This is a genomic window from Streptomyces endocoffeicus (assembly GCF_016741935.1).
GTDB classification, from domain to species: domain Bacteria; phylum Actinomycetota; class Actinomycetes; order Streptomycetales; family Streptomycetaceae; genus Streptomyces; species Streptomyces endocoffeicus.
Window position 1 is genome coordinate 381,048 of record NZ_JAERRG010000008.1, and the last position, 26,349, is coordinate 407,396.

Annotated in this window: 20 protein-coding genes and 1 pseudogene; 10 read left to right on the forward strand and 11 right to left on the reverse strand. The window is 71.5% G+C overall.

Features of this window, described 5'->3' with window-relative positions; all coding sequences use genetic code 11:
- Positions 1-17: 17 nt before the first annotated feature.
- The 5 genes and pseudogenes from JK364_RS22115 to JK364_RS22135 form a co-directional block, all read right to left on the reverse strand.
- The gene (locus JK364_RS22115; protein WP_201852866.1) at positions 18-926 is read right to left on the reverse strand and encodes a GNAT family N-acetyltransferase; all 909 of its coding nucleotides are present in this window, start codon (positions 924-926) and stop codon (positions 18-20) included.
- 322 nt (positions 927-1,248) lie between these two features.
- Positions 1,249-2,364, reverse strand: a complete 1,116-nt coding sequence (locus JK364_RS22120) for a lytic polysaccharide monooxygenase (RefSeq protein ID WP_201852867.1) — start codon at positions 2,362-2,364, stop codon at positions 1,249-1,251.
- Positions 2,365-2,604: 240 nt separating this feature from the next.
- Positions 2,605-5,202, reverse strand: coding sequence for a malto-oligosyltrehalose synthase (gene treY, locus JK364_RS22125; RefSeq protein ID WP_201852868.1), 2,598 nt, complete (start codon positions 5,200-5,202; stop codon positions 2,605-2,607).
- A 446-nt stretch (positions 5,203-5,648) separates the two neighbouring features.
- Positions 5,649-5,941: pseudogene (locus tag JK364_RS22130) on the reverse strand (IS5/IS1182 family transposase); the annotation flags it as partial.
- A 239-nt stretch (positions 5,942-6,180) separates the two neighbouring features.
- On the reverse strand, positions 6,181-6,516 hold the full coding sequence (locus JK364_RS22135; protein WP_201852869.1) for an ArsR/SmtB family transcription factor: 336 nt from the start codon (positions 6,514-6,516) through the stop codon (positions 6,181-6,183).
- 170 nt (positions 6,517-6,686) lie between these two features.
- Between JK364_RS22135 and JK364_RS22140 the strand changes: the two genes are divergently transcribed.
- Both JK364_RS22140 and JK364_RS22145 read left to right on the forward strand, forming a co-directional pair.
- Positions 6,687-7,829 carry an FAD-dependent monooxygenase gene (locus tag JK364_RS22140; RefSeq protein WP_201852870.1) on the forward strand — a complete coding sequence of 381 codons (1,143 nt, stop codon included), beginning with the start codon at positions 6,687-6,689 and terminating at the stop codon, positions 7,827-7,829.
- 72 nt (positions 7,830-7,901) lie between these two features.
- The gene (locus tag JK364_RS22145; RefSeq protein WP_201852871.1) at positions 7,902-8,207 is read left to right on the forward strand and encodes a hypothetical protein; all 306 of its coding nucleotides are present in this window, start codon (positions 7,902-7,904) and stop codon (positions 8,205-8,207) included.
- Positions 8,208-8,425: 218 nt separating this feature from the next.
- Here the strand turns inward: JK364_RS22145 and glgX are convergent, their stop codons facing one another.
- Positions 8,426-10,570: a glycogen debranching protein GlgX gene (gene glgX / locus JK364_RS22150; RefSeq protein WP_201852872.1), complete on the reverse strand. Its 2,145-nt coding sequence runs from the start codon at positions 10,568-10,570 to the stop codon at positions 8,426-8,428.
- Between the two features lie 241 nt (positions 10,571-10,811).
- On the opposite strand from glgX, the gene JK364_RS22155 reads away from it, so the two are divergent.
- The 3 genes from JK364_RS22155 (at position 10,812) to JK364_RS22165 (ending at position 14,333) form a co-directional block, all read left to right on the forward strand.
- A complete protein-coding gene (locus tag JK364_RS22155; RefSeq protein WP_201852873.1) occupies positions 10,812-11,609 on the forward strand; it encodes a Tat pathway signal sequence domain protein in 798 nt (265 codons plus the stop codon).
- Between the two features lie 55 nt (positions 11,610-11,664).
- A complete protein-coding gene (locus JK364_RS22160; protein WP_201852874.1) occupies positions 11,665-12,996 on the forward strand; it encodes a copper amine oxidase in 1,332 nt (443 codons plus the stop codon).
- Positions 12,997-13,085: 89 nt separating this feature from the next.
- On the forward strand, positions 13,086-14,333 hold the full coding sequence (locus JK364_RS22165) for a DUF5919 domain-containing protein (protein WP_201852875.1): 1,248 nt from the start codon (positions 13,086-13,088) through the stop codon (positions 14,331-14,333).
- A 7-nt stretch (positions 14,334-14,340) separates the two neighbouring features.
- Here the strand turns inward: JK364_RS22165 and JK364_RS22170 are convergent, their stop codons facing one another.
- Positions 14,341-15,159 carry an ABC transporter ATP-binding protein gene (locus JK364_RS22170; RefSeq protein ID WP_201852876.1) on the reverse strand — a complete coding sequence of 273 codons (819 nt, stop codon included), beginning with the start codon at positions 15,157-15,159 and terminating at the stop codon, positions 14,341-14,343.
- A complete protein-coding gene (locus JK364_RS22175) occupies positions 15,156-15,917 on the reverse strand; it encodes a FadR/GntR family transcriptional regulator (protein WP_230992298.1) in 762 nt (253 codons plus the stop codon). Before JK364_RS22175 ends, JK364_RS22170 begins: the two co-directional genes overlap by 4 nt.
- A gap of 179 nt (positions 15,918-16,096) precedes the next feature.
- Here JK364_RS22175 and JK364_RS22180 point away from each other — a divergent pair, with 179 nt between their 5' ends.
- The gene (locus tag JK364_RS22180) at positions 16,097-16,819 is read left to right on the forward strand and encodes an exonuclease domain-containing protein (protein ID WP_201852877.1); all 723 of its coding nucleotides are present in this window, start codon (positions 16,097-16,099) and stop codon (positions 16,817-16,819) included.
- Positions 16,820-17,149: 330 nt separating this feature from the next.
- On the opposite strand, the gene JK364_RS22185 is transcribed toward JK364_RS22180, so the two are convergent.
- Entirely contained in the window at positions 17,150-18,070 is a 921-nt protein-coding gene (locus JK364_RS22185) for a phosphotransferase enzyme family protein (protein WP_201852878.1), read from the reverse strand.
- A 152-nt stretch (positions 18,071-18,222) separates the two neighbouring features.
- On the opposite strand from JK364_RS22185, the gene JK364_RS22190 reads away from it, so the two are divergent.
- From JK364_RS22190 to JK364_RS22205, 4 genes are all read left to right on the forward strand, one after another.
- A complete protein-coding gene (locus JK364_RS22190) occupies positions 18,223-19,167 on the forward strand; it encodes a carbohydrate ABC transporter permease (protein WP_201852879.1) in 945 nt (314 codons plus the stop codon).
- Positions 19,164-20,105 (forward strand): carbohydrate ABC transporter permease, encoded by a 942-nt coding sequence (locus tag JK364_RS22195; protein ID WP_372461974.1) that lies wholly within the window; start codon positions 19,164-19,166, stop codon positions 20,103-20,105. Before JK364_RS22190 ends, JK364_RS22195 begins: the two co-directional genes overlap by 4 nt.
- Positions 20,105-21,415 carry an ABC transporter substrate-binding protein gene (locus tag JK364_RS22200; protein ID WP_201852880.1) on the forward strand — a complete coding sequence of 437 codons (1,311 nt, stop codon included), beginning with the start codon at positions 20,105-20,107 and terminating at the stop codon, positions 21,413-21,415. The genes JK364_RS22195 and JK364_RS22200 overlap by 1 nt, the downstream gene beginning before the upstream one ends.
- Positions 21,416-21,574: 159 nt before the next feature.
- A complete protein-coding gene (locus JK364_RS22205) occupies positions 21,575-22,609 on the forward strand; it encodes a CDP-alcohol phosphatidyltransferase family protein (protein ID WP_201852881.1) in 1,035 nt (344 codons plus the stop codon).
- Here JK364_RS22205 and erm read toward each other — a convergent pair.
- Both erm and JK364_RS22215 read right to left on the reverse strand, forming a co-directional pair.
- Entirely contained in the window at positions 22,510-23,406 is an 897-nt protein-coding gene (gene erm, locus JK364_RS22210; RefSeq protein ID WP_201852882.1) for an ErmE/ErmH/ErmO/ErmR family 23S rRNA (adenine(2058)-N(6))-methyltransferase, read from the reverse strand. The genes JK364_RS22205 and erm overlap by 100 nt on opposite strands.
- A 538-nt stretch (positions 23,407-23,944) precedes the next feature.
- On the reverse strand, positions 23,945-26,254 hold the full coding sequence (locus tag JK364_RS22215; protein WP_201852883.1) for an MMPL family transporter: 2,310 nt from the start codon (positions 26,252-26,254) through the stop codon (positions 23,945-23,947).
- Positions 26,255-26,349 lie beyond the last annotated feature (95 nt).

Consider the following 26,349-nt stretch of genomic DNA (forward strand, 5'->3'; position numbering starts at 1 on the left):
CAGCAGGGCGACATCGGTCAGACGAGGTCGATGCGCTCCTGGGTGATGGGATACCCCGCCCTGGCGAAGTGCGCGGCCATGGGGAGGTTGGGCTGGTCCGTCGCCGCCGCGATCTTCGTGGCCCCCCGTTCCACCAGATCGTGGGTGCACTCCACGAGCAGGTCGTACGCGTAGCCGTGGCCGCGCTGCTCGGCGACGACCCCGATATAGCCCACGCACGGGCCGTTGGGATTGTGCGCGGGCATCTGGATGCCGACCAGCTCTCCCTCGGGCGTCCACGCCAGCCGCCACCACTCGCGCGGCGACGGGAACCAGGAGAGGACGTCCAGGAGCTCCCGCACCGCGGCCTCGACCCCTCCTCGTTCGATGGCATGGCGGTCGTGGGCGTCGAGCGTGCCCGGCATGATGCGGCGCAGTACGTCCTCGATCGCCGCGTCATCGGGCGCCGGCCGGAACTCCAGCCGCCCCGGGCGCTCGGGCAGTCCGCACTCCGGCGTCCACTCGTAGCGGTAGCGCTCGACCAGGGGCTTGAGCCCGCCCGCGACGGCGGCGTCGATACGGGCCTGGGCGGCGGCCCGCACCTCGGGCTGATCGCGCCAGCCGGGCGGGGCCAGCAGGGTGTACTCGGTGTGCAGCGGTGCGGTGCGCAGCAGTTCGGCGGCGGCGTCGGCCTCGCCCTCGGCGAAGTCGAACCAGTCCAGGGCGACGGGAGCGGAGTCCTCCGGCCCGGCCCACCACGCGGCGCGGGCCACGACCCGCCCCTCGCGCAGCGCCACCCAGGTCCAGTCGGGGCGGTACTCGCCGCCCTGGCCGACGGTGGCGTAGGTGTGGCCGAGGGTGGCCCGGCCGACGAGCGCGGGCACATGCAGGTCGTGGAACAGATGGGCGTCGCCCTCGGTGAGGGGACGGATGACCAGATCGGTCATGGAATTCCTTCCAGGAGAGTGTTGCGCTCCCGGTCGGATGCCTGATCGAACGATGTGTGATCAGACGGGGTTACGCCCGGGGGACAAGGGGCGGGAGCGCGGAAACGTCGTGATGTCCATTGCTCTCGCCTCCTTCCTCGATCAAGGGCGTGCCCGCACTCTATGGGCGCCGATGTCTCCGTGTCCACGCGATATTTTCCAGGCGGGGCCGGTCTGCCGCCCGCGAGGGGGAAGGAGCGGCAGACCGGCGCGCAGGATGAGGTGCACCTGACAGATCAATCAGCGGGTCGGAGCACCTGCGTGGACCGGTGTGAGACGCAGACTAGTGCACCATGCAGATCGGCGCGGCCGTTGTGTCAGGAGAGCCGCCGCCGGCCGCATAGCCGAAGGTCGTCGACGCCCCGGTGGCCAGTGAACCGTTCCAGTCGGCGTTGGTGACCGACGCCGAGGAACCGGTGGTGCTCAGCTTGCCGTTCCAGACGCTGTCGATCCGCTGCCCGGACGGCACCGTCCAGTCGACCATCCATGAGGAGATGGGCGTGGCACCGGAGTTGGAGACCGTCACCTCGGCCTGGTAGCCGCCGTTCCAGGTGCTGGTCACCTTCTGGGTGGCGGCGCAGGAGGCCGTCGGCGGATTGCCCGGCGGGTCCGTGGGGTCGCTGCCACCGCCACCGCTGCCGGCGCCCGGGACCGTCACCTCGCCGTTGCCGCCGTCGAAGACCACGTCGGAGCAGCTGTAGAAGGTCTCCTGGCTGTCCGAGCGCGTCCACACGGTGTAGATGATGTGGCGCCCGCTCTTGCCGGAGGGCAGATTGGCCGTCCAGGTGTACTTGCCGTCCACCGTGCCGACCTGGCCGGACAGCGGCGGGTTCGTCACCGTGTTGAACGGCTGGTCCTCCAGGTCGTTCCAGGTGAGCGGCTTGGTCGGGTCGATCGGGCTCTTGGTGACATAGCTGCGGAACGACCCCGGGTGCGCGGCCCAGGCGTTGTACGAGAACTGCATCGACTTACCGGATGTCAGATGGGTCACCGGCCAGTCCTTGCTGCCCACGTCGAACCCTGAGAAGTCATAGACGGTGGCCGCGCCGCTGCACAGCTTGCCGTCCGGGATGAACCCCTTGGTGCGGCCCGCGCCGTCCGAGCGGAGTACCGCGAACCAGTTGTAGAACGGCGTCGCACCGCTCTTGTCGTACGCGGCCTTGCACGCCGGGTTGGTCGGCTTGACCTCACCGGTCGAGGACAGGCTGTACTTCCAGCAGAGATAGGTGCGGCTTCCCGGCGCCATCGGTGCGCCATGTGCGGAGGCGCTGCCGCCGGAGAAGAAGACGAGGCCCAGGGCGGGCAGGACCGAGAGCAGGACCAGCAGTACGGACCTGCGCGCGCGGGAGCCGCCCGATGGGCGTGCGGATGAGGCGAGTGGAAGTGATCGTCGAGGCATTGCGCGTGCTTTCCCTTCGACGTGAACGGGTCAGGAACCGTCGGCGTGGGAGCGCTCCCAATTTCTTGGTGAACGTAGCGCGCCCCGGGGCAGCTGTAAATGCTTCAGGACATGAAGGCCGCAGGCTTTCTGGCGGGTTGTCAGGGAGAGCGCCGGACGGGCTGTTTCGATGGGCACAAATGGGCCGATCCAGTGGGCCGATCCGGTGGGCCGATCCGATGGGGCGATCCGATGGGCCCGTCAGATCCGGATCAGCAGCGCCACCGGAAGCCGGGACAGCAGCTCATCCAGCGCCGCCGGGCCCTCGGCGGTCCGCCCGGTCAGCAGGTCCCGCCAGCGGCCCGGCGGCAGCGGCAACCGGGTGGCGCCCCAGCCGCCCGCCTCCGCCAGCCGCCGCGACAGCCGGGTGATCACGGTGACGGCGCCGCCGGGTGCGCCGTCCGTGTCGTCCATGCCGTTCGTGCCGTCCATGCCGCCCGTGCCGTTGTCTGTCCGTAAGAAGGCCACGCAGTGCTCGGCGGACGGACCGGAGGCGAGCAGCGGCGTATACGTACTCCCGGGGCCGAACCACCCCGGACGCTCCCGGCGCAGGTTGAGTGCCGCCCGGGTGAGCAGCAGCTTTTCGGCCGACGGGCCGTCCGCCGGTTCGCCGCCCAGCTCGGGCGGGCGGCGGTTGTCCGGGTCGACGAGGGCCGTATAGACGTGTTCGGTGCCCATATAGAGGTCGGGGACGCCCGGCATGGTGAGCTGGAGCAGGGCGGCGCCGAGCGCGTTGGCTCGCGCCGGTCCGTCGAGTCCGGCGCCGATCGCGGCCCATACCGACGGCTCGGCCGCGCAGGGTCCGGTCTCCAGGAAGGTGGTCACCTCCTCCTCGTACGCCGCGTTCTGCTCCGTCCAGGTGGTCCGCAGCCCCGCCTCGCGCACCGCCTTGAGCACGGCCGGGACCAGCCGTTCGGCGTCCCCGTGGCCCAGCGCGAGCGCGGTCTGCCAGGCCGTCCAGGCGAGATGGGGATCGGGGGCGGGGGCGGAGCGGGTCAACTCCTCGACCGTCCGCCCCCACCAGTCCGGGCATTCGGTGAGCGCCGCGAGCCGGGCGCGGGCGTCCGCGCTGCGCTTGGTGTCGTGCGTGGAGAGCACCGTGCCGGTGGCGGGCCAGTCCCTTGAGCGCCGGGCGGCGAAGGCGTGGAACTCCTCGGGGGCCACGGCCGGCCGCCCCGGATCGCCGCCCACCTCGGCGGCCGACAGCAGCGGGGCGTAGCGGTAGAAGGCGGTGTCCTCGACCGACTTGGCGCGCAGCGCGGCCGCCGTCTGGGCGAAGCGGGCGCAGAAGTCGCGGTGGTCCGGGCCGTCCCCGAGCCCGCCCAGCGCCGCGTCCCGCACCACCCCCACCACCTGGGCCTCCTGCGCCACCGTGAACGCCTCCCGGGCGTCCGCCGCCGCCGAGCGCAGCATCACCGCGTCGGCGTCCGTCGCGGGCGGACCGCCCACGGAGGCGTACGGACGGTAGACCGGCAGCCGCACCAGCAGCTCGCGAATCGCCGTGCGCAGCGCCCAGGGCGCGTGGTCGCGCAGCCGGGGATCGGCCGCGCAGATCCGGGAGGCGGTACGCGTCAGCCGCTCCACCTCGGCGGCCAGGTCATGCGTGACCACCTCATGGGCGGCGCGGCGGACCGTGGCGGCCCAGTCGCCGCCCAGGTGGGCCGGTGGAGCGGCGAAGGCGCGGTAGAGGGCGGTCAGCTTCTCCAGACCGTCCGGGTCGAGGAAGAGCCCGTCGATGTGGTGCAGCGCGTCATAGCCGGTGGTCCCGGCGACCGGCCAGCCGGCGGGCAGCGGCTCGTCCCGGGCGAGGATCTTCTCCACGACGGTCCACCGGGCGCCGCCGCCTTCCGGCGCGGTCCACCGGCCGATGTCGCCTTCCGGCGCGGTCCACCGGCCGCTGCCTCCTGGCGTGATCCGCCGCCCGCCGCCGCCTCCTGGCGTGATCCCCCGGCCGCCCGCGCCCTCTGGCGTGATCCGCCGCCCGCCCCCGCCTTCCCCGTCTCCCGCCGCCGCCCGCACCGCACGGTCCAGCCGTCGCAGATAGCCCTCCGGGTCGGCGAGCCCGTCCGGATGGTCGATCCGCAGCCCGTCCACGACCCCGTCCCGCACCAGCTCCAGCAGCGTGGCATGGGTCGCGGCGAACACCTCCGGGTCCTCCACCCGCACCGCGATCAGCTCGGAGATGGTGAAGAACCGCCGGTAGTTGAGCTCGGTGCGGGCCAGCCGCCACCAGCCGAGCCGGTACCACTGGGCGTCCAGCAACTCGGCGAGCGGCAGCCCCTCGGTGCCGGGCCGCAGCGGGAAGGCGTGGTCGTAGTAGCGCAGCGTCCCGTCCCCGACCCGCAGCCGGTCCCACTCCTCGCCGAGCGGACCGCCCAGCACCGGCAGCAGCACCTTGCCGCCGTGGGCCCGCCAGTCGATGTCGAACCACCGCGCGTAAGGGGACTCCGGCCCCTCCCGCAGCACCTCCCACAGCGGGGCGTTGAGCCGCTCGGGGGCGGGGGCGGCCATATGGTTCGGCACGATGTCGACGATCAGCCCGAGGCCATGCGTCCGCGCCGTACGGGCGAGTGCGCGCAGCCCCTCCTCGCCGCCCAGTTCGGCCCGGACGGCGGAGTGGTCCACCACGTCATAGCCGTGGGTGGAGCCGGGCACCGCCTCCAGCACGGGGGACAGATGCAGATGGGAGACGCCGAGCGAGGCCAGATACGGCACCGCTCGCTCCGCCGCCGCGAAGGGGAAGGCGGGCTGGAGCTGGAGGCGATAGGTGGCGGTGGGTGTGCCGGGGGCAGCCGTCATATGAACCTACGTACCCACCCGAAGCGCCCCACCAGAAATTCGCGTGCGGAGCTCTCCGGTCCAGCGGTAGCAGTGCCAGTGAGCGTGAGCCGGCATGGGCGGGGGCGGAGCGGTCATCTGGGATACCTCCTGGTAGTGGGAACGGCCCACTCCGGCCGGGTGGAGATCTGTCCAGGGCGGGCCGCCGCTTACCTATGGCGCTTGACGCTGGTTACCTCGCGTACTGGCGGCCGTCGTCCGAGTTGCCAGGCGTCCCACCACTCGGTGACGGGGCGTCCGCGTCCGGCATGGTGTCGCCGTCTTCCGGGTCCTGGCGGACAACGGCGTGCTGTATCGGCTGTACCGACCGACAGCGGGCTAGGAGGGCGGACCACCAGCGGCGAAGTCGAACCCGGGACGGGGAGCCCGGGCCCTGGTCTGCTGCGGGCGGTCGTGCAGTGTGAGGACGGCCTGGACGAGGCTGGTGATACGGCTGGTAGAGCATCGCAGTTTGCGCACACGAACGCCTTGCCGGAGGCTGTCCTCACCGCCTCGGCGAGGGTTGGAGCCAGAGCGGCCAGGATGTCGACGGCCTCGGCGATGTACCGGTAGGCGGTGGTGGTGCCCACAGCTGGGCGTAGGTATGGCCGCATCGTAGATGAGCCGGCACGAGCAGCGCCTGCCGTCCGGCGGCCGGCCGGCGCCATCGTGTCCCTTGCGCAAGACGACGTGCGGTCAACTCACGGGCGAGGAAGCGCAGAGCGGAGGCCCAGCGGCCCTGCTCCGCACGCCGGTTGAGGAAACCTCAGTGGGTGTTGGCGTGAGGGAGCGTGCGGAAGAGCTCGGCGCCGATCACGAGCGCGGGACGGTGGTCGAAGCGACACCGATCCATTCGTGTCCGCGTCGTGCTCGGCTACCTGCGAGCCGGGCGCGAGCTGGATCCGGTCGAGCTCGCGGCTCGGGGCCGACTCGGACTCCTTCCGGTGTGCTCAGCTGTGTTCAGCGAGGAGCGGTACCGCCCGGGGACTCCGCGCCCAGGAGCGTGAGCAGCCCGGGGAATCTCTTCTCGATGTCCGTGCGTCGTAGTCGGATGCCCTTGCGGTTGCCGTAGTCGATCTCGTCAATGAGACCTGCCTCGCGCAGGACCCGGAAGTGGTGGGTCTGGGTCTGCTTCGAGATCGGAAGATTGAACGAGTTGCAGCCCCGCTCGCTGTCGCTGCGGTCGGCGGCCAACTCCGTCATCACCGAACGACGGTGCTCGTCGGCGAGGGCGCGAAATACCGCACCCAGATCGAGCGCATCGGCCTCCGGGCCGACCAGGTTCATCCCGGCCACGCGGCACTCCCTTCAGGTACGAATTGCATCGTACCTCAAGGATGTGCTCCACTGAGGTACGAAATTGATCGTACCTTGACCCGATTGCGCTGCCCGGTGCCGCCGCCCCCTGAGACCCGGCCCGGCACTCGCCGGGGACCTGGTCATCGACACTCCGCGAGGTCATCGTCATGAAGAAGCCCGAGGTGCTGATAGTCGGTGCCGGAATCGCAGGGCCCGCACTCGCATACTGGCTCTCCCGGAATGGATACCGGCCGACGGTCATCGAACACGCCCGGCAGCTGCGCTCCGGTGGTAGCGCGATCGTCGTGAAGGGGCCCGCGATCCCGGTCGCCGACCGCATGGGCATCCTTCCGCAGCTCCGCGGGCTCGCCACCCGCAATCGGTCACTGACCCTGCTCGACCCCGGCGGCAGGCGGATCCTGCAACTCCCGCTCACCTCGGACAAGGCTCCGACGGTCGAGGTGACCCGAGCCGACCTGTCCGAGGTGCTCCACCGGTCGGCGCAGACCGAGGCCGAGTTCTTGTTCGACGACACGGTCACCGCTCTCGACCAGGATGAAGGCGGGGTGGACGTCACCTTCCGGCGGTCCGCGCCACGGCGCTTCGACTTGATAGTCGGTGCCGACGGGATGCACTCCACCGTACGGCGCCTGGTATTCGGACCCGAGCGGCAGTTCGCGAGCGACCTGGGCCTGTACGGCGCGACCGTCCCGCTGGAACCCGACGCCATCGAGGACCCGAACGAGATGACGATGCTGACCGCGCCGAACCGGATGTTGGTCCTCCACCCCTCGCGGACCACTCCCCTCGCGATCTTCACCTTCCGGGCCGCACAGCCGGCGCCCCACGACCGCAAGAACATCGCCCTTCACAAGCAGACCGTGGCCGACGCCTACGCCGACGTGCGGTGGCGGGCACCGGAACTCGTGGCGGCGTTCCTCGACCACCCGGCTCCGTTCTTCGACCCCCTGACCACCGTCCGGATGCCCTCGTGGTCCCGCGGACGGGTCGTACTGCTCGGGGACGCGGCGGCGGCGACAGCCCTGCTGGGCGACGGGTCCAGCATGGCGATGGCGGGCGCGTACGCCCTCGCGGAAGAGCTCGCCGCCCATCCCGGTGATCACGCCCGCGCCTTCGCCGCCTACGAGTCGCGGCTCCGCCGTGAGGTAGGCCCGCGGCAGCGACGCGTCGGTCCGCTCTCCAGGCTCATGGTGCCCCGCACCCGGCCGGGCCTCGCGGTGCGCAACGCCGTGGGCCGCGCGGTCGGTCGCACGAACCGGATCGCCGCTCGCGAAGCCGCGAACCGGTAGACCGGGCCCGCACCGACCGGTCACCGGTCGGTGCGCAGCTCCGCGGTAGCTCTCAGCCGTGTCGGCGCCGCCATGTCCGACGAGCCCGGCTCGGCGTGGCAGGTCATCGCCGACGCGGCAGGTCGGCTGCTGGCGGCCTCACCCACCATTCCGGGCCGTCGGTCAACCGGGCACCGTCAACGTGGAGGTTTCTTTGTCAGAACCAAGCTTTCCGGTAGTGGTGACCGAGACCTGGACCGCGGCGCGTCACGCGAAACCCCTTTGATCTCCGGCCGGACCGACCATGGCGATAGCCTCGTCGGGCTGACTCGTGCCGCCGATGTCTGCTTTCCCTGCGTCGTCCGTGCAGTCGATGACGTCATCGTGCTCGATATCTAGCTCGCGAGTAACGGTTGACATGTGATCACCCCGGTCGTGCCCGGCGCGGGCGCCCCCGGCGGTACGGTCACCTTCGTCAGCAGCGGCTTCGGCTGGTGACGTTCACCGCCACGTCAATCCGTGACCCGGGCGTCGGGGTCCGCGGCCCGAGCAGGTCCCTGGGCCCGAGCAGGTCCCTGGGCCCGAGCAGGTCCCTGGGCCCGAGCAGGCCCCTCGGCCTAGGCGGGCCGCTGCAGCACCATCAGGCTGCGGTCCACCAGGGTCAGCCGGTCGCCCGCCGCCACCTTCGACCCGCTGCCCGGCTCCACGCCCGCCGCCACCGCCGTGTCCACGATGAGCTGCCACTGCTTGCCGTGGTCGATGGGCACGACGAAGTCCAGTGGCTCGTGGTGGGCGTTGAACAGCAGCAGGAACGAGTCATCGGTGATCGGCTCACCGCGCGCTCCCGGTTCGGAGATCGCGCTGCCGTTGAGGAAGACCGCGAGGGACTTGGCGTGCGCCGCCTGCCAGTCGCGTGGTGTCATCTCCTCTCCCTCATGGGTGAACCAGGCGATGTCCGACAGCTCGTCATGGGTGCCTTCCACCGGCCGCCCGTGGAAGAAGCGGCGGCGCCGGAAGACGGGGTGGTCGCGGCGCAGCCACACCAGTGAGCGGGCGAAGCGCAGCAGCTCCAGCGCCGAGCTGTCCTCCCACTCGCCGTCCTGCCCCTTGGCGTGGTCCGGCCAGCGCACCCAGGACACCTCGTTGTCCTGGCAGTACGCGTTGTTGTTGCCGCCCTGGGTGCGCCCGAACTCATCGCCGTGGCTGAGCATCGGCACGCCCTGGGAGAGCATCAGGGTGGCGATGAAGTTGCGCATCTGGCGCTCGCGCAGCGTCCGCACCGCCGGATCGTCGGTCTCGCCCTCGACTCCGCAGTTCCAGGACCGGTTGTAGCTCTCGCCGTCCTGGTTGGACTCGCCGTTGGCCTCGTTGTGCTTCTCGTCGTAGCTCACCAGGTCGCGCAGGGTGAAGCCGTCATGGCAGGTGACGAAGTTGACCGAGGCCAGCGGGCGCCGCCCGTCGCCCTGGTAGAGGTCGGAGGAGCCGGTCAGCCGGGAGGCGAACTCGGCCAGCGTCCTCGGCTCACCGCGCCACAGATCCCGCACGGTGTCCCGGAACTTGCCGTTCCATTCGGTCCACAGGGGTGGGAAGTTGCCGACCTGATAGCCGCCCTCGCCGACGTCCCAGGGCTCGGCGATCAGCTTCACCTGGCTCACCACCGGATCCTGCTGGACCAGGTCGAAGAACGACGACAGCCGGTCCACCTCGTGGAACTGCCGGGCCAGCGTCGCCGCCAGGTCGAAGCGGAAGCCGTCCACATGCATCTCGGTCACCCAGTAGCGCAGCGAGTCCATGATCAGCTGGAGCACGTGCGGGGACCGCATCAGCAGGGAGTTCCCGGTGCCGGTGGTGTCCATGTAGTACCGGCGGTCCTCGGTCAGCCGGTAGTACGAGGCGTTGTCCAGGCCCCGGAAGGAGAGCGTGGGGCCGAGGTGGTTGCCCTCGGCCGTGTGGTTGTAGACCACGTCCAGGATGACCTCGATGCCCGCCTGGTGCAGCGCCCGGACGGCCGATTTGAACTCCAGTACCTGCTGGCCACGGTCGCCCCAGGAGGCGTAGGCGTTGTGCGGGGCGAAGAAGCCGATGGTGTTGTAGCCCCAGTAGTTGGCCAGCCCCGCGTCGGCCAGCCGGTGGTCGTGGACGAACTGGTGCACGGGCATCAGTTCCAGCGTGGTGACGCCCAGCTCGGTCAGGTGTTCGATGATCGCCGGATGGGCGAGCGCCGCGTAGGTCCCGCGCAGCTCCTCCGGCAGCCGGGGGTGGCGCATGGTCAGCCCCTTGACATGCGCCTCGTAGATGACCATGCGGTGGTAGTCGGTGCGCGGCGGGCGGTCGTCGCCCCAGTCGAAGTACGGATTGACCACCACCGACGCCATGGTGTGCGGGGCGGAGTCGAGGTCATTGCGCTTGTCGGGCCGCCCGAAGTGGTAGCCGTAGACCTCCTCGCCCCACCCGACCCGCCCGCTGATCGCCTTGGCGTACGGATCCAGCAGCAGCTTGGCGGAATTGCAGCGGTGGCCGAGCTCCGGTTCGTACGGGCCGTGGGCCCGGAAGCCGTAGCGCTGCCCCGGCATGATCCCCGGCAGATAGGCGTGGCGCACGAACGCGTCGGACTCCCGCAGCTCGACCGCCGTCTCCGAGCCGTCGTCGTGCAGGAGGCACAGCTCGATACGGACAGCGGCCTCGGAGAACACCGCGAAGTTGGTTCCGGCGCCGTCGTAGGTGGCGCCAAGGGGATAAGCCTGTCCCGGCCAGACCTGCATACGTCGACTCTTCCACTTCTTCTCCGGGGGCCGCGAGCACCCCGGGCACCGGACGGAACATGACCGACCCTGCATCCTTGCCCAACTGGCCTGACCCATCCGCTCTTTCGACAGAACTTCCTCAAAAGTGAGGCAACCTACGGCCATTTCGGTTCGTCCTACCGGGTGACCTCCGCGTACGCGTATCCCGCTATGCGGTCCGATGTGATGACAGGGGGGATTGGGGGAGGATGTGCGCAAGATGATGCACCGCCACCTGGGCAAGGTGGTGGCCGGCGCGGCCGTGGCGGCCACCGCCACGGCGGTCCTGATCGGGGTGACGCTCCCGGGGAGCGCGTCCGGCGAGGAGGGGTCGGGTGGGGGACCCCAGAGCTCCTCGGCGGAGCAGGGCCAGGCGGCCCGGCAGCAGCCCGGAGTGGTGGAAGAGGCGCCGGAGCAAGGCAAGACCGGCAGCGGCCGCGATCCGCTGACCGACGACGAGATGAAGCGCGCCCAGAGCCTCGCGGCCGGCCGTGACTTCCGCATGAGCAGCGAGGACGTCAAGGGTGCCAAGGGCCCCGAGCGGCTCTCCACCGACCTCGCGGAGCTGAGCCCCGGCGAGGTGGGGGCCGCCGACCCGCCGCGCCGCGCCGAGGTGACGTACTACGACTACAAGGACGACTCCTACGTCACCAAGACGGTCGACCTCGGCAGCGGCAAGGTCACCGGCACCGACACCCAGCACGGGGTGCAGCCGCCGCCCAACCGCGACGAGGTGATGGAGGCCGCGCGGCTGCTGATGGGCGACAAGCTGGGCGAGGGGCTGAAGAAGGACTTCAAGGACGCCACCGGTAAGGCGCTGACCCGACCGGACCAGCTGACCGCCACCGGCTTCGTCTACCGCGCGGGCGAGGGCAGCAACCCCGGTCCGGCCTCGGTCCAGGACTGCGGCAAGCACCGCTGCGTCCGGCTGTTCACCCGGGTGGTGAACGGCCCCTGGATCGACACCCGGCAGATGGTGGTCGACCTGAGCGCCCACAAGGTCACCAAGCTCGGCTAGGGCCCGGTCCCAGCGTCTCGCACACCTCTCAACGCTTCATTACAGGAGTCTCCCCATGCCTGACAGCAGGCTCCGCCGCGCCCGTGCCCGGGTCGCGGCGGCCATCGGCGCCTCGGCGCTGCTCGGCACCGTGGCGATCGCCGCCGGGCCGGTCGGCAGCGCCCAGGCGGCCCCGCGGACCGCTGCCGCGGCGGACTGCAGCGCCCCGTACAGAATCGAGCAGAAGCTCGACGGCGGCACCACCTGGCGGATGTGCTGGCACTACGAGAGCAACGCCGGGCTGGTGCTCGACAAGGTCTCGTACCAGCCCAAGGGCGAAAGCGCCCCGATCAAGGTGCTGACCTCGGCCAAGCTGGGCCAGATCCATGTGCCGTACGACGACGGCAGCAATGAGTACGACGACCTCACCGGGCAGGGCTTCGCCCAGGGGCTTCAGCAGCTCGACCCGGCCGAATGCCCCGGCGGCACCATCAAGACCGTGCGGGTGCCCGACGCCTGGGACCCCGACCACCCGAATGTGAAGGGCCTGTGCGCCACCACCCGGGCCCGCGGCCACGCCTACCGCATGGGCACGGGGGGCTTCGGCGGTGACGAGGCCAACAAGGTCTACCAGCTCCAGGGCAAGGACCTGCTGGTCTACACCGTCAACCAGGTCGGCTGGTACGAGTACATCACCGAGTGGCGGTTCGCCGGTGACGGCACCATGACCATGCAGGTCGGCGCCACCGGCACGCTCTCCCCGATGGACTACGACGCGGGCGACGGCCGCGGCTGGCCCATCGGCAAGGGCGCCAAGGACTACGCCACCAGCCATGCGCACAACGTCTTCTGGCGGCTGAACTTCGGGCTCGACGGCTCGTCCAAGAACAAGGTCGAGCAGTACGACTCGAAGACCACCGCGACCTCGGGGCGGATTCCGAAGACCAAGACCACCCGCACCAAGGTCACCAAGGAGCTGGCGGGCGACGCGGCGGCGGCGCGGTGGTGGCGCGTGGTCAGCTCGGCGGGCAAGAACAAGGACGGCCATCCGCGCAGCTACGAGATCGTTCCCGGCCACACCACCAAGTACCAGGGCCGTAGTTTCACTAAACACGACGTCTACTTCACCGAGTACAAGAAGTGTGAGCAGTTCGCCAGCAACAACCTGCGCAACTGCGGCGCCGGGGCGGGCAAGAGCGTCGACAAGTGGGTCAATGGCCAGACCCTCAAACACCCGATCGTATGGGTCAACATCGGGTTCCATCACATCGCCCGGGACGAGGATCAGGAGCCCATGCCGCTGCACTGGCAGGGCTTCCAGCTCTCCCCGCGCGATGTCACCGCTATGAATCCCCTCACGCCTCCTGCACTGTCCGGACACAACGGCCATACAGAAGAGGAAGGTTGACCTGATAGGCAGGACCTGAGTGTCGCACCGCCCCCGGCAGCGCAGTAGTCTGCGGTGATCGTTGGACGGGGGCGGAAGGCGGTGCACAGGTGAGCTCGGGCGGGCTGGAGCTGCCCCCCGGTGACGGAGGTCCCGGGGGTGATGGCTCCACCGACGCACCTCCCGGCGCGGTGTCCCTGGTGCGGCCGATGGAGATCGGAGCGGAACTGGACTGGGGCGCCGACGCCTGGAGCGAGGTGCGCACACGCGCACGCCGGGCCGGGCGGGCCTATATCTGGCTCAACCTCGTGGAACAGCGGCTGCGCGCCGTCGTCAGCGCCGTGCTGCGGCCCATCTACGAACCCGTCCACGGCGAGGACTGGGTCATCGCCGCGGCCGGCCCCGCCGGGCAGGAGTGGGTGCAGCGGGCGGTCGCCGTACGGGAGGTCAGCCGGCGCAAGGGCTATCTGCTCGACCCGGCCGACGACAACGTCATCAGCTTCCTGACCCTGCCGCAGCTGCGGGAGCTCCTCGTCCAGCACTGGCCGTGCTTCGAGCCGTACCTCGACGACCGCCGCGAGGTGGAGCTGGCCCTGGACGAGCTGGAGGTCTCCCGCAATGTGGTCTCCCGTAACCGCGCCCTGTCCGAGACGGTCCTCGCCCAGGCCGAGCGGGCCTCCGCCCGGCTGCTGGAGATCCTCGGCAGCGGCACCGGCTCCCCCTCCGCCGACCGGCTGCCCATCGACGCCGTCGAGGACCTCGTCGGCGACCGCTACGCGGATGTGGTGGGCGTCCATTCCGACCGGGTGCGGCTCCAGCGCCAGCTGCCCGCCGAGGACCTCTTCGGCAACGCCCGCCGCCTCGACGCCGTCGGCATCGGGCTCAACCTCCTGGTCCAGAACTACTCGGGCCGCCGGCTGGTCCGGCTGGCCGAATCCGGCTGCCGGGCCCGGCTGCTCTTCCTCAACCCGGCGAGCAGCGCGGTGCGGCGGCGGGAGCGCGAGCTCGGCCTGAAGAAGGGCGAGATGAGCCGCTCGGTGGAGATGAACATCCTCCATATGCGGCGGGTGCGCGCCCGGCTGCGGGACCCCGGCGCGTTCGAGATCCATGTCTTCGACGAGACCCCCCGCTTCACCGCCTACCTGGTCAACGGCGACGGCACGGACGGCCTCGCCGTCGTCCAGTCGTATCTGCGCAAGGCCCGGGGCATGGAGGCCCCGGTCCTGGTGCTGCGCGGCGGCGGGCGGGGCCGCGAGGTCGTCCGCGAGGGCGTGGCCGAGGAGGGCGAGGGCGGGCTCTTCGGCACCTACCGCGAGGAGTTCGAGAGCGTCTGGGCGGACTCCCGGCCGGTGTCCTGAACTGACGTCATGAGCCGGTGCCCCGGTGCGGGGGCCGTAGGGCGCGGGCGGCCCAGCGGCCGTCGGTGCGGCTGATGTGCACCGGGTGGTCGAAGCACTTGGTGATGTGGTCCGTGGTCACCACCTCGTCCACCGCGCCCGACGCCAGGCACTCCCCGGTGCGCAGCAGCATGGCGTGGGTGGTGCTGGCGGGCAGCTCCTCCAGATGGTGGGTGACCAGGACCGTGGCCAGCTCGGGGTGGTCCCGGCGCAGGGCGTCCAGGCTCTCCAGCAGCTGCTCACGGGCGGCCAGGTCCAGACCGGTGGCCGGTTCGTCGAGCAGCAGCAGCCGGGGGAGGGGCATCAGCGCCCGGGCGATCAGCACCCGGCCGCGCTGGCCATGCGACAGGGTCGGCCAGCGCGCGTCCAGCTTCCCGCCCATGCCGAGGGTGGTGAGCAGCCGCTCGGCCCGGTCGCACTGGTCGGGGGTGGGGCGGTGGCGGGGGACCGGCTCCACGGTGTTGGTCAGCCCGGTGAGCACCACGTTCCGCACCCGCAGCGGGGAGCGCAGCGGATGCCGGGGATCCACATGGCCCACGAACGACCGCAGCTCCCGCATGTCCACCCGCCCCAGCGTGCGGCCGAGGACCTCCACCGTGCCACGCGTGGGGTGCACCAGGGCGCCCGCGAGGCTGAGCAGGGTGGACTTGCCCGCGCCGTTGGAACCGAGCAGCGCCCAGTGCTCGCCCTGGTGGACGGTGAGCGAGATCGAGCGCAGCAGCGGGGCGCCGTCGCGCACCACATCCACCTCGCGCAGGTTGAGTACGGGGACGGCCGGGGCGGTCACGGGGCCGCCACCTCCTTTTCGCTGTTGTCGCTTTCGAGTTCGCTTGTGTCGCTGTCGGTGTCGCTGTCGGTGTTGCTCTCGCTGCCGCTGCCGCTGTCGAAGAGTTCCATGACGGCCTCGAGATGGGAGACCGTGGCCGCGATCGCGGTGTCGGCGTCGCCGCGCGCCAGCCCGTCCAGCAGTTCGGCGTGGGCGCACGACACATCGGGCAGGGCCGGCTCGTGGCTGACCATCTCCACCAGTGCCTCGTGCAGCACCGGCAGGACGGAGGTGAACAGGCCGAGCAGCACGGCGTTCCCGGACAGCTCCACCACGGTCCGGTGGAAGGCCAGATCGGCGTCGATGAAGGCGGACGGATCGCCTCCGGCCCGCTCCTCGCGCAGCGCGAGCTGGTCCCGCAGCCGCCCGATGTCCTCGGGGCGGATGCGCCCGGCGGCCAGCCGGGCGGCCTCCACCTCGAGGGCGCGGCGCACCTCGTACACCTCGCGCAGCCGGGCCCGGCGCAGCAGCCGCCGCATATCGCCCTCCCCGGCGGGGGCCGGGGGCCGCGCGGCGTAGGTGCCCGAGCCGTGGCGCACCTCGACCAGCCCGTCATGGGCCAGCAGCCGCACGGCCTCCCGCACCGAGGAGCGGCCGACGCCCAGTTCGGCGGCGAGCGCCACCTCGTTGGGCAGCCGCTCGCCGGGCCGCCAGCGGCCCTCGGTGAGCATCGCGCGCAGGGCGCTCTCGACCCGTGGCACCACGGGTCCGTGCCGCAAGCGTGCCGTCTCCGCCGCCACCGCGCCGCCTCTCCCTGAACGATCAACCGAGGACGGCGGGGACTCTAACACAGAGTCCTCAGACGTCTGAGGACTCGCTTCGGCGCACCGGCCGTTGTCAGTGGTGCATGGGAAGGTGGTGCACACATGGGGGAAGTACGACAAAGGGAGGGGCGGCCATGAGCTGGCACCGGGGGCTGCTGATCGGATTCGACCTGGAGACGACGGGCACCGACCCGCGCGCGGCACGGATCGTGACGGCGGCCGTGGTCGAGGTGAGGGGCGGGGAGCCGGTCGGGCGCCGCGAGTGGCTGGCCGACCCTCAAGTGCCCATCCCCGAGGACGCCGTGGCGGTGCACGGGATCACCGGTGAGCGGGCGGCGGCGGAGGGCAGGCCCGCGCGCGAGGTGGTCGAGGAGGTCGCCGAGGTGCTGGTGGCCCACTGGCGCGCCGGCGCCCCGGTGGTGGCGTACAACGCGGCGTTCGATCTCAGCCTGCTCGCCGCCGAGTTGGGGCGGCACGGGCTGCGCCCGCTGAGCGAGCGGCTGGAGGGCGCGGAGACCGGACCCGTCGTGGATCCGTACACGATAGACCGCGCCGTCGACCGCTACCGCAAGGGCAAGCGCACGCTGGAGGCCGTCTGCGGGGAGTACGGGGTGGTGCACGACCGCGCCCATGACGCCGGTGCGGACGCGCTGGCGGCGGTGCGGGTCGCCCGCGCGCTCGCCGAGCGGTACGGCGAGGTCGCCGGGCTCGAGCTGTGGGACCTCCACCGCAAGCAGGTGGGGTGGTACGCGCACTGGGCGGCCGACTTCCAGTCCTGGCTGCGCCGCAAGGGCACCCCGGACGCGGTCGTGGACGGCGGCTGGCCGCTGCGGGAGGCGGGCGCGGTGGTGGGGTAACCGGGGCAGCGGCCCGCCGGGCGGATATCCGGGCGCGCCGCGCCGATGAGTTTCCGGCGGATGGCCGGTCCGCACGGCCCCGGTTCCAACCCGTTCGCCCCGGCCTGGGGGTGTCGAGCGGATCGTGCCGCCTGCGGCGGGCTGTTCCCCTCCCCGCCCCTTCCCGAAACTGGGGCTCCGCCCCAGACCCCGGACCTGGCTCCGGCCCAGGCCTCGGGCGGGGGCTTCGGCCCAGACCTCGGACCGGGGCTTCGCCCCTTCCCGCAGCACCTATATGCGGCTCCGCCGCATGGTGTGCCGCGTGGTGGGCGCTGGAGCGGAGTCGTTCGTTCAGAATGTGTGCCAGCGCACCGCCGTGTCGCCCTCGCGCAGGGAGGCGATGCGGCGGGTGAACTCGGTGCGGGCCGCCGGGTTGCCCGGGGCGTGTTGGGAGACCCAGGCGCAGCTGGCGGTCTCGCGCGCGCCCCGCAGCGCCGCGCAGCCGGGCCACTCGCGGACGTCCCAGCCGTACTCCGCCACGAACGCGTCGTACTCCGCCGCGCCGAGCCCATAGCGGTCCCGGGACAGGGCCATCACCACCAGATCGTGCTCGCGCAGATCGTGCGAGAAGGTCTCCAGGTCCACCAGCACCGGGCCGTCCGGGCCGATGTGCACATTGCGCGGCAGCGCGTCGCCGTGGATCGGGCCGGGAGTGAGGCGCGGGGTCAGCTCCTCGACGGCGGACGCGAAGTCGTCCCGGCGGGCACGCAGATACGCCGCGTCCGCCGGGTCGATCGCGTCCCCGGCCAGCCGCAGCCAGCGCTCGACCCCGCCCAGCAGATCGCGGCGCGGCAGCGGAAGCGGCGCCGGGTCGCCGGGCGGGTCGGGCAGGGCGTGCACCATCCGCAGCAGCTCCGCGAGATCGCGTGCCCCGGCGGGGCGTACCGGATCGGGAAGCCGCTGCCAGTACGTGACGAGATGGTTGGCGAACGGAAGCGGCTGCTCGGGGCCGAAGCGCCGGTCGGGGCGGACCGCGGGCAGCCCCTCCCGGGCGAGCCAGTCGGCGATCCTCAGCTCCCGGGCTGCCCGGTCCCACACCTCCAGGTCGCGGCTGATCCGGACCATTAGGGAGAGGCTGTCGACGGCGAAGACGGCGTTCTCACCGAGGGCCAGCAGCCGGGCCTCCGCCGTACCGGCCCGGTAGGGCGGCAGCGCGGCCGAGAGCACCGCCCGCGCCCGCTCCTCCGTGAACGCGACTTCCGCCACCGCCATGCCTCTTCTCCTCGTCGGCGCTCAAGTCTCGCATCAGGCGCCGCAGGTGAACCGGCCGACGCACCTCTTGACCGCACCGCCCGCCCTCCGCACGATGACGTGGGCTCTCCCACCCGGACCGCCCTCCCACCGCGTCCGAAGGGGGCCCTGCCGTGATACCCGCGACCGCCGACCCGGCGCGCTCGGACCAGGGCTCCGCCCCACCCCCGTCCGGCGCCCCCGGCAAGGGCCAGGGCCGTGCGGCGAGTGGCCACCGGGCGTGGTTCCTGGTGCTGCCCGCGCTGATCCCGATCCTCCTCCTCAGCGTCGGCCCGCTCCTCTACGGCATCGCGCTCGCCTTCACCGACTCCCAGGCGGGCCGCACCGAACCCACCCAGTGGATCGGGCTGCTCAACTTCCAGGACCTGCTGCGCGACACCCTCTTCTGGGAGTCCTTCCGGATCGGCCTGGTGTGGGCGGTGGCCGTCTCCGTACCGCAGTTCCTGCTCGCGCTCGGCCTCGCGCTGCTGCTCCACCAGGAGCTGCGGTTCCGCTGGCTGTCGCGGGCGCTCGCGATCGTCCCCTGGGCGATGCCGGAGGTCGTGGTCGGCATCATGTGGCGGCTGGTCTACCACCCCGACGCGGGGGTGCTCAACGAAACGCTGGGCACCCACCGCGACTGGCTCGGCAGCTTGTCCACCGCCCTTCCCGCCGTCGTCGTGGTCGGTATCTGGGCACGGCTTCCGCAGGTCACGGTCACCCTGCTGGCCGGGCTCTCGAATGTGCCGCGCGAACTGCACGAGGCCGCGGCCATGGACGGCGCCGGTGCGTGGCGCCGCTTCCGCGCCGTCACCTGGCCCGCCATCAGGCCCATCGCCCTCGCCATCAGCGCGCTCAGCTTCATCTGGAACGTCAACTCCTTCGCGCTGGTGTACGTGCTGACGGGCGGCGGGCCCGGCGGCCGCACCCGGCTGCCGATGCTCTTCGCCTATGAAGAGGCGTTCCGCTACGGCCAGTTCGGTTACGCGGCGGCGATGGGCTGTGTGCTGGTGGCGGTGGTCTCCATCCTGCTGGCCGTCCATCTCGTGGCCCGGCTGAAGGGGGACGAGGACGCATGAGGTCCCGCATCACCGTCAGGCGTTCCCGTCCCCGTCCCCGTCCCGGCGCCGTGCCTCGCCCCAGCCCCAGTACCACCCCCGCCGCCGTCCCTCGCGGCCCCGCCGCCCGGCGCCGCGCGGCGCGCACCGGCCAGTACCTCGCCCTCCTCGGCTATCTGGTCTTCCTCGCCTTCCCCCTGCTGTGGCTGGTCTCCACCGCGTTCAAGCCGCCGCGCGAGCTGGCGAGCCTCCACCCGGGCTGGCTCCCCGACCACCCCACCCTCGACAACTTCCGTCAGGCGTTCGATGAGCAGCCGCTGCTGCGGTCCGCGGGCAACAGCCTGATCGCCTCCCTCGCCGCCGCGGTCATCACCGTCGTCATCGCCACCCCGATGGCCTATGTGATGGCCCGCCACCACCGCTCGTCGCTGTCCCGGGCGGCCACCGGCTGGATCGTGGTCAGCCAGGCGTTCCCCTTCGTCCTGGTGATCATCCCGCTGTTCCTGGTGCTCAAGGAGGTCCGACTGATCGACTCCCTCGGCGGGTTGATCATGGTGTACGTGGTGTGGTCCCTGCCGTTCGCCCTGTGGATGCTGGCCGGGTACGCCCGGGCCGTACCGCGCGAACTGGAGGAGGCCGCGGCCGTGGACGGCGCGGGCAGACTGCGGGTGCTGATCTCCGTCACCATGCCGCTGCTGACCCCGGGCATCGTGGCCACCGCCCTCTTCGCGTTCATCACCGCCTGGAATGAGTTCTTCTTCGCGCTCGTCCTGCTCAAGTCCCCGCGGAAACAGACGATGCCGATCATCCTCACCCACTTCATCGGAACCGAGGGTGTCGCCGATCTCGGCCCGCTCGCCGCCGCCTCACTGCTGGCGACGCTGCCCTCGCTCGTGCTGTTCGCGCTCATCCAGCGCCGGATCACCAGCGGCACCCTGGCCGGGGCGGTGAAGCACTGATGCGCCGCCGAACGCTGCTGGCCGCGTCCGCCACCGGGGCGCTGCTGTCCGGCTGCGCGCCGGAGCGGCGGCGGGCGACCGGCGGCCGGATCACCCTGCGCTTCCAGTCCCTGGCCTGGCAGCAGGAATCGGTGGCGGCCAACAAGCAACTGGTGGGGGAGTGGAACGCGGCCCATCCCGACATCCGGGTCGAGTATGTCCAGGGCAGCTGGGACGGCGTCCACGACCAGCTGCTCACCTCCTTCGAGGGCGGTGAGGCACCCGACATCATCCATGACGCCACCGACGACTTCGCCGACTTCGCCTACGGCGGCTATCTCGCCGATCTCACCGACCTGCTGCCCCGGCGGCTCAAGGACGAGATCCCGCCCCGTACCTGGCAGACCGCCACCTTCGGCGGCGGCGTCCACGGTGTGCCGTTCCTCCAGGAGCCGCGCGTGCTCATCGCCAACCGCGCGCTGCTGGAGCGGGCCCGGGTGCGGATCCCCACCGCCGAACGGCCCTGGAGCTGGGCCGAGTTCGAGGACGCGGCCGAAGCGCTGACCCGGGACGGGGCGTACGGCGTGGCCTGGCCGCTCAAGGAGCCGGTCTCCGCGACCCTCAACCTCTCGCTCTCCACCGGCGGCAAGGTCTTCCATCGGGGCCGGGGCCGGGGCCGGGGCCGGGGCGCGGACGGCAAGGTCACCGTCCGGTTCGACGCCGCCGACCAGCGGGTGCCCCGCGTCATCCACGACCAGCTGGGTGGCGACCGCACCGCCGCGCGGACCACCCTCGGCATGGGCGGCTCCGACACCCTCCCCGGCTTCTTCGGCGGGAAGTACGCGATGGTGCCGCTCGGTTTCTCCTACCGCCAGCAGATCGTGCAGCAGGCGCCCAAGGGGTTCGCCTGGACCGTACTGCCGTCCCCGGCCGGGCCCGGCGGCGACCAGCGGCAGGGGGTCAGCCCGCAGACGCTGTCCATCGCCGCCGACAGCCCGTACCAGCGGGAGGCGGCCCGCTTCATCGACTTCTTCCTGCGCCCGCCGCACATGGTGCGGCTCGCCCTGGGCGACTGGATGCTCCCCACGGGCCGGACCGCGCTGCGGGATCCCGCCCTGCGCACCCGCCGCCACGGCTGGGCCACCGGCACCGCTCTGGCCGGACAGCTGCGCCCGGCGCCCGCGCAGACGGTGCGCGGCTATCCGGAGTGGAAGGACAAGGTGGCCACTCCGGCGCTGCAGGAGTACTACAGCGGGGCGATCGGAATGGGGGAGCTGCGCGAGCGGCTCGTCGACGACGGGAACCTGGTGCTCGCCCGCTACCAGCGGTAAGACCCGCTGCGCCGTCGGCGCACCTGGTCCTGCCATGGACCCGGTCCTCCAAGCAGACCCTTACCCCCTGGCAAAGGTTGCCCTTGCCCGATCTTGTCTCTTCCCTTAACGGTTTCTTACCTTCAGGTGAACTCGTGTCTAACGCCAGAAAGATTGACCATGCCCCGAGACATACCGCCGCTCGCCGAGGTCCGCCGGATCACCGAGAAGAAGCGAGACGCGTGGTGGACCGTCATGCTCGTGGACCCGGTGGCCACACCGCTGGTCCGCTGGATCGCCAAGTACACCCGGGCCACCCCCAACCAGCTCACCTGGGGTGCGTTCCTGGTGGGCCTCGGCTCCGCCGCGTGCTTCGCTCAGGGCGACTGGAGATGGCTGCTGCTCGGGGCCGTGCTCTACCACGTGAGCTTCATCTTCGACTGCATGGACGGCAAGCTGGCCCGGCTGACCGGCACCGGCTCGGTCTTCGGGGCGTGGCTGGACTTCGTCTTCGACCGGATCCGGGTGCTGGTCTGCGCGGTCGCGCTGATGGCCGGTCAGTACGCGCGCACGGATGACGTCCTATATCTGTGGCTGGCGCTGGCCGTCACCTTCCTGGACGCGCTGCGCTACATCGACTCGCTGGAGATCTTCAAGATCCGGCATGGGATGCGCAAGCAGATCAAGGCCCGGATGCGGGCGGCCCGCAAGGCCGAGAACCAGGCCGAACTGGCCTTCATGGAGGACCTGCTGCGGGAGAACCCCAAGGCCGATCTGGAGACGGACCACGACACGGTGGCTCCCTTGGAGCCGGTGGTGTCCCTTGAGGCCACGGCGGCCCCGCACACCGCGGCCGAGCCCGGTGCCGATGCCCCGGCCCCGGTACCGGCCCCGCGCCGCCCCGCCGTCGTCGATCTGCACCAGGAGTTCCGGCGCCGCTTCCCGTGGTGGGTCCGGTGCCGGAACTTCCTGCAGCGCCACCGCATCCGCGCTCATCTCATCAGCGGCATCGAATTCCAGATGGGCGTGTTCATCGTCGGCCCGGCCGTTGACGCGGTGGTGGCGACGACCGTTGTATCGGGTGTGCTGCTGCTCGTCTTCGAGCTGGCCATCATCTACAAGTTCCTGCTGTCCACCCGGGACTTCACCCGCACCATCAACTCCTTCGAAGCTGCTGAAGAGCGCATTCCGGCCACCACCTCGGTCAGCTCCTGAGCGAGGACCAGCCACTGCTCCGGCGTCACATACGCCACCACGACGTCCCGCCCCAGCCCGGCCGCCCGGAACGCCCGGTCGAGCGCGCGGGCGGGGCAGACCCGGCGCAGTGACGCGTGGAGTGAGCCGCCGACCCCGGTGAAGCCCAGCTCGACCAGGTCCGCGTAGGCGGACCGGGCCGCCGGGTCGGTGAGCAGCGGCCGCGGCCGCCGGGTCAGCCGCAGGATCCCGCCGTCCACCGCGGGCACCGGCCGGAAGGCGGTACGCGCCACCCGCCCGCACAGCCGCCACTCGACCTCCGGCCACGACCGTACGGTCAGCAGCGACCAGCGGCCGTAGTCCCCGGTGCGCTTACGGGCGTACTCCGCCTGGGTGAGCAGCGTCGCCGAGGTCAGCCGGGGCACCGCCCGCAGCGCCCAGGCCACGATCTCGGCGGTACGGGCGTAGGGCACGTTGCCGACCAGGGCGAACGGCTCGCGTGGCGGCGCCGCCTCGAGGAAGTCCTGGTGCACGACCCGGACCCGCGGACAGCGGGCGAGCCGCTCCCGCAGCCCCGGGATCAGCTGCCGGTCGATCTCGTAGCTGATCAGCTGACGGCAACGCGGGGCCAGCGCCTCGGTGAGCGCCCCCTTGCCCGCGCCGACCTCCACCAGGAGATCGCCGGGCCCGGGGCGGGCGGCGCGTACGACCCGGGCGACGGCGCCCGAGTCGACGAGGAAGTTCTGCCCGTACGCCCGCCTCGCGCGGTCGCGTTCGGTACGGCGTGGGGTAGGGAGTTGGTGTCGATTGCGGGCCACGGCCACGGTCCTTTCGGAGCCGGGCGGGCGGCAGCAGCGCGGAACGGGCCCTGCCGCCCGTCCCGGAACGAGTGATTCCTGGACTGGCGGGGGCCCTGGCCGAGGGCGCGTGGGGGTGTAAGGGATCAGCTCACGGCGAGGAATCGGCTCACCGCGAGGGACGATCGGAAACCGGGCGAGTCAGCGGCTCGGGCCGCTCACAGACTCAGGGAGACACCGGGCGCGTCCGGGCCGGCCAGGGCACCGGGGCCGCGCCGCGGGCGGCGGGCAGGCATAGGAAGGGCGCACGCACACGCCACCCGGGCACAGCCACGAGTGATGCGGGTGAACACGCCGATGCCGGGATTTCCGCCCATCGGTGTACTCCTCCCGTGCGCGCGTACGCGAAACGTCGCGTATGCGGATCTCCGCCGTATCCCCGCAACCGTAGGGACCGGCCGGGACACCCCGCAACGCCTTTTCCGCCCCACACGCCGAACCGGTCACACGGCCCGGAGGCCATGTGACCGGTTGAGGGTTGGTTATCAGGATGTGGTCGTCAGACCCTCGCGTGCCGGGGCCGTTCGTCCGCGTCCGGCCTCGGGGAAGCGCCCACCAGGACGGTAGGCCGCTGGGCCGGGGCGGGCTCGTCGTGGGCGAGGTCCGGGAGCCAGCCCAGCCACTTCGGCAGGTACCAGTTGCGCTCGCCCAGCAGCGACATCACGGCCGGGAGGAGCACCCCGCGGATGACGGTGGCGTCGATGAGGACCGCGGCCGCGAGGCCCACGCCCATCTGCTTCATGGACTGCATCGACAGCGTGCCGAAGATGGAGAAGACCGCGACCATGATGACGGCGGCGCTGGTGACCACGCCCGCCGTCGTCACCACACCGTGCACCACCGCGTCCTTGGTGGTGCGCCCGGCCAGGCGCGCCTCGCGGATCCGGGAGACCACGAAGACGTGGTAGTCCATGCTCAGCCCGAACAGGATCACGAAGAGGAACAGCGGCAGCCAGGACACGATCGCGCCCACGCCCTCCGCGCCGACCAGCCCCGCGCCCCAGCCGTGCTGGAAGACCGCGGTGAGGATGCCGTACGCGGCGCCCACCGACAGCAGGTTGAGCACGATGGAGGTCACGGCGATGGTGAGCGACCGGAAGGACATCAGCATCAGCAGGAATGCGAAGACCACCACGAAGGCGAAGACCGGGGCGACGGCCGAGCCGAGCTTGTCGTTGAAGTCCTTGGAGGAGGCGGTCGAGCCGCCGATGGGGGCGTCCACCCCGTCCACCGTGCCGAGGGTCGCCGGGCGCACCTCGTTCCGCAGCACGTCCAGGCTCTTCTCGGCCTTGCCCTCGTCGGAGCCGCCGATCAACGGGACCTCCACCACGGCCAGGTTCTGCCGGTGGTGGACGGTCACCTCGACCGGCCCCTTGGAGGCGCCCTTCGCCACGGCCTCGGTACGGAAGCGGGCGAGGGCGTCGCGCACCGGCGCCGCGTCGATGTCGTCCGCCTTCACCACGACCCTGGCCGGGTCGGATCCGCCCGGGAACGCCTCGTCGATGTGGTTGTACGCGTTCACGACCGGCAGCCGGTCGCCGAACTCCTGGTCCATGGTGAGGTTCGCGGTGTTCATCCCCACGGCGGGGACGGCCAGCGCGATCAGCGCGCCACCGGCGAGGGCCAGCGACAGCTTGGGGCGGCGCAGAACCGGGCGGAGGACGGCGCGCCAGATCCGGCTCTCGGCGCCGCCGCGCCGCTTGGCGCGGCCCAGGAACGGCAGCCGGCCCTTCTCCACCCGCTCACCGAGCAGCGAGAGCAGCGCGGGCAGCACCGTCACCGAGCCGACCATCGCCACCGCCACCACCATCAGCGTGGCGAGCCCCATCGCCTTGAACTCCGCGATACCGGTGAAGAGCATGCCCGCCATCGCCACGATCACCGTGACACCGGAGATCAGAATGGCGCGCCCGGAGGTGGCCGCCGCCACCCGCAGCGCGGTCTGCGCGTCCCGTCCCGCGGCGCGCTCCTCACGCTCCCGGCGCAGGTAGAACAGGCAGTAGTCGACGCCGACGGCCAGCCCCACCAGCAGCATCACGGAGTTGGCGGTGTCGCTCATATGCACCCAGTGGCTGACCACCGCCACCAGACCGGTGGTGGCCAGGAACGCGGTCATCGCGAGCACCACCGGCAGCAGCGCGGCCACCAGCGCACCGAAGACGATCAGCAGGATGCCCAGCGCCACTGGCAGCGCGGAGAACTCGGCCTGGGTGAAGTCGTCGCCGAACGCGTCGTCGAACGCCTTCTGGCCGCTGGCGTCGCCGAACTCCTCGATCCGCAGGTCCTGGTGGCCGTTCTGCGCCTTGTCCACCGCGTCCAGCACCGGCTGGATGTGGTCGGCCGCCTTCTCCGCGTCGCCGCGCATCTCGAACTGCACCAGCGCGGAGCGCCGGTCGGCGGAGATGGACTTCGTGTCGTACGGGGAGCGGAGGGCGGTCACCTTGCCGGTGTCGCGTACGCCGGCCATCACCGCGTCGACCGCCTTGCGGAAGGCCGGGTCGTTCGCGGTGAGCCCGCCGCCCGTCGCCTGGCCGCCCGTCGCCTGGCCGCCCTTCGCCTGGATCAGCACGGTTTCCCCTGCCGCGTCGTCAATGCCCGCCTCGTCGAGAATCTTCGAAACGCGCCCGGACTCGCCGGGAACCTGCTCGCTCTCCGACACATCGACCCGGCCCGTCATCGAGCCGACGGCCAGGGCGAGGATGACCAGCAGCACCCAGCCCCCGACCGCCGCCCACCGGTGACGGGCGCTCCAACTGCCCGCGCGTGCCGCTATCCCGCGCGGCCTGTCCAAGCGGCCTGTGTCCGCCACGACATCCCCTTATGCCCTGGTGACGGACTGTCCCCGCCACTCGTTGACGACGCTAGGCCGTGGCGTCGGGCCGACCCATCCTGCTGACCGGTGAA

Coding starts and splice junctions, on each gene's coding strand:
- JK364_RS22160 (WP_201852874.1), top strand. CDS start 11,665: ATGCCTGACAGCAGGCTCCGCCGCGCCCGTGCCCGGGTCGCGGCGGCC.
- JK364_RS22155 (WP_201852873.1), top strand. CDS start 10,812: ATGATGCACCGCCACCTGGGCAAGGTGGTGGCCGGCGCGGCCGTGGCG.
- JK364_RS22145 (WP_201852871.1), top strand. CDS start 7,902: ATGTCCGACGAGCCCGGCTCGGCGTGGCAGGTCATCGCCGACGCGGCA.
- JK364_RS22185 (WP_201852878.1), bottom strand. CDS start 18,070: ATGGCGGTGGCGGAAGTCGCGTTCACGGAGGAGCGGGCGCGGGCGGTG.
- JK364_RS22180 (WP_201852877.1), top strand. CDS start 16,097: ATGAGCTGGCACCGGGGGCTGCTGATCGGATTCGACCTGGAGACGACG.
- JK364_RS22115 (WP_201852866.1), bottom strand. CDS start 926: ATGACCGATCTGGTCATCCGTCCCCTCACCGAGGGCGACGCCCATCTG.
- JK364_RS22120 (WP_201852867.1), bottom strand. CDS start 2,364: ATGCCTCGACGATCACTTCCACTCGCCTCATCCGCACGCCCATCGGGC.
- treY (WP_201852868.1), bottom strand. CDS start 5,202: ATGACGGCTGCCCCCGGCACACCCACCGCCACCTATCGCCTCCAGCTC.
- JK364_RS22140 (WP_201852870.1), top strand. CDS start 6,687: ATGAAGAAGCCCGAGGTGCTGATAGTCGGTGCCGGAATCGCAGGGCCC.
- JK364_RS22195 (WP_372461974.1), top strand. CDS start 19,164: ATGAGGTCCCGCATCACCGTCAGGCGTTCCCGTCCCCGTCCCCGTCCC.
- JK364_RS22200 (WP_201852880.1), top strand. CDS start 20,105: ATGCGCCGCCGAACGCTGCTGGCCGCGTCCGCCACCGGGGCGCTGCTG.
- glgX (WP_201852872.1), bottom strand. CDS start 10,570: ATGCAGGTCTGGCCGGGACAGGCTTATCCCCTTGGCGCCACCTACGAC.
- JK364_RS22205 (WP_201852881.1), top strand. CDS start 21,575: ATGCCCCGAGACATACCGCCGCTCGCCGAGGTCCGCCGGATCACCGAG.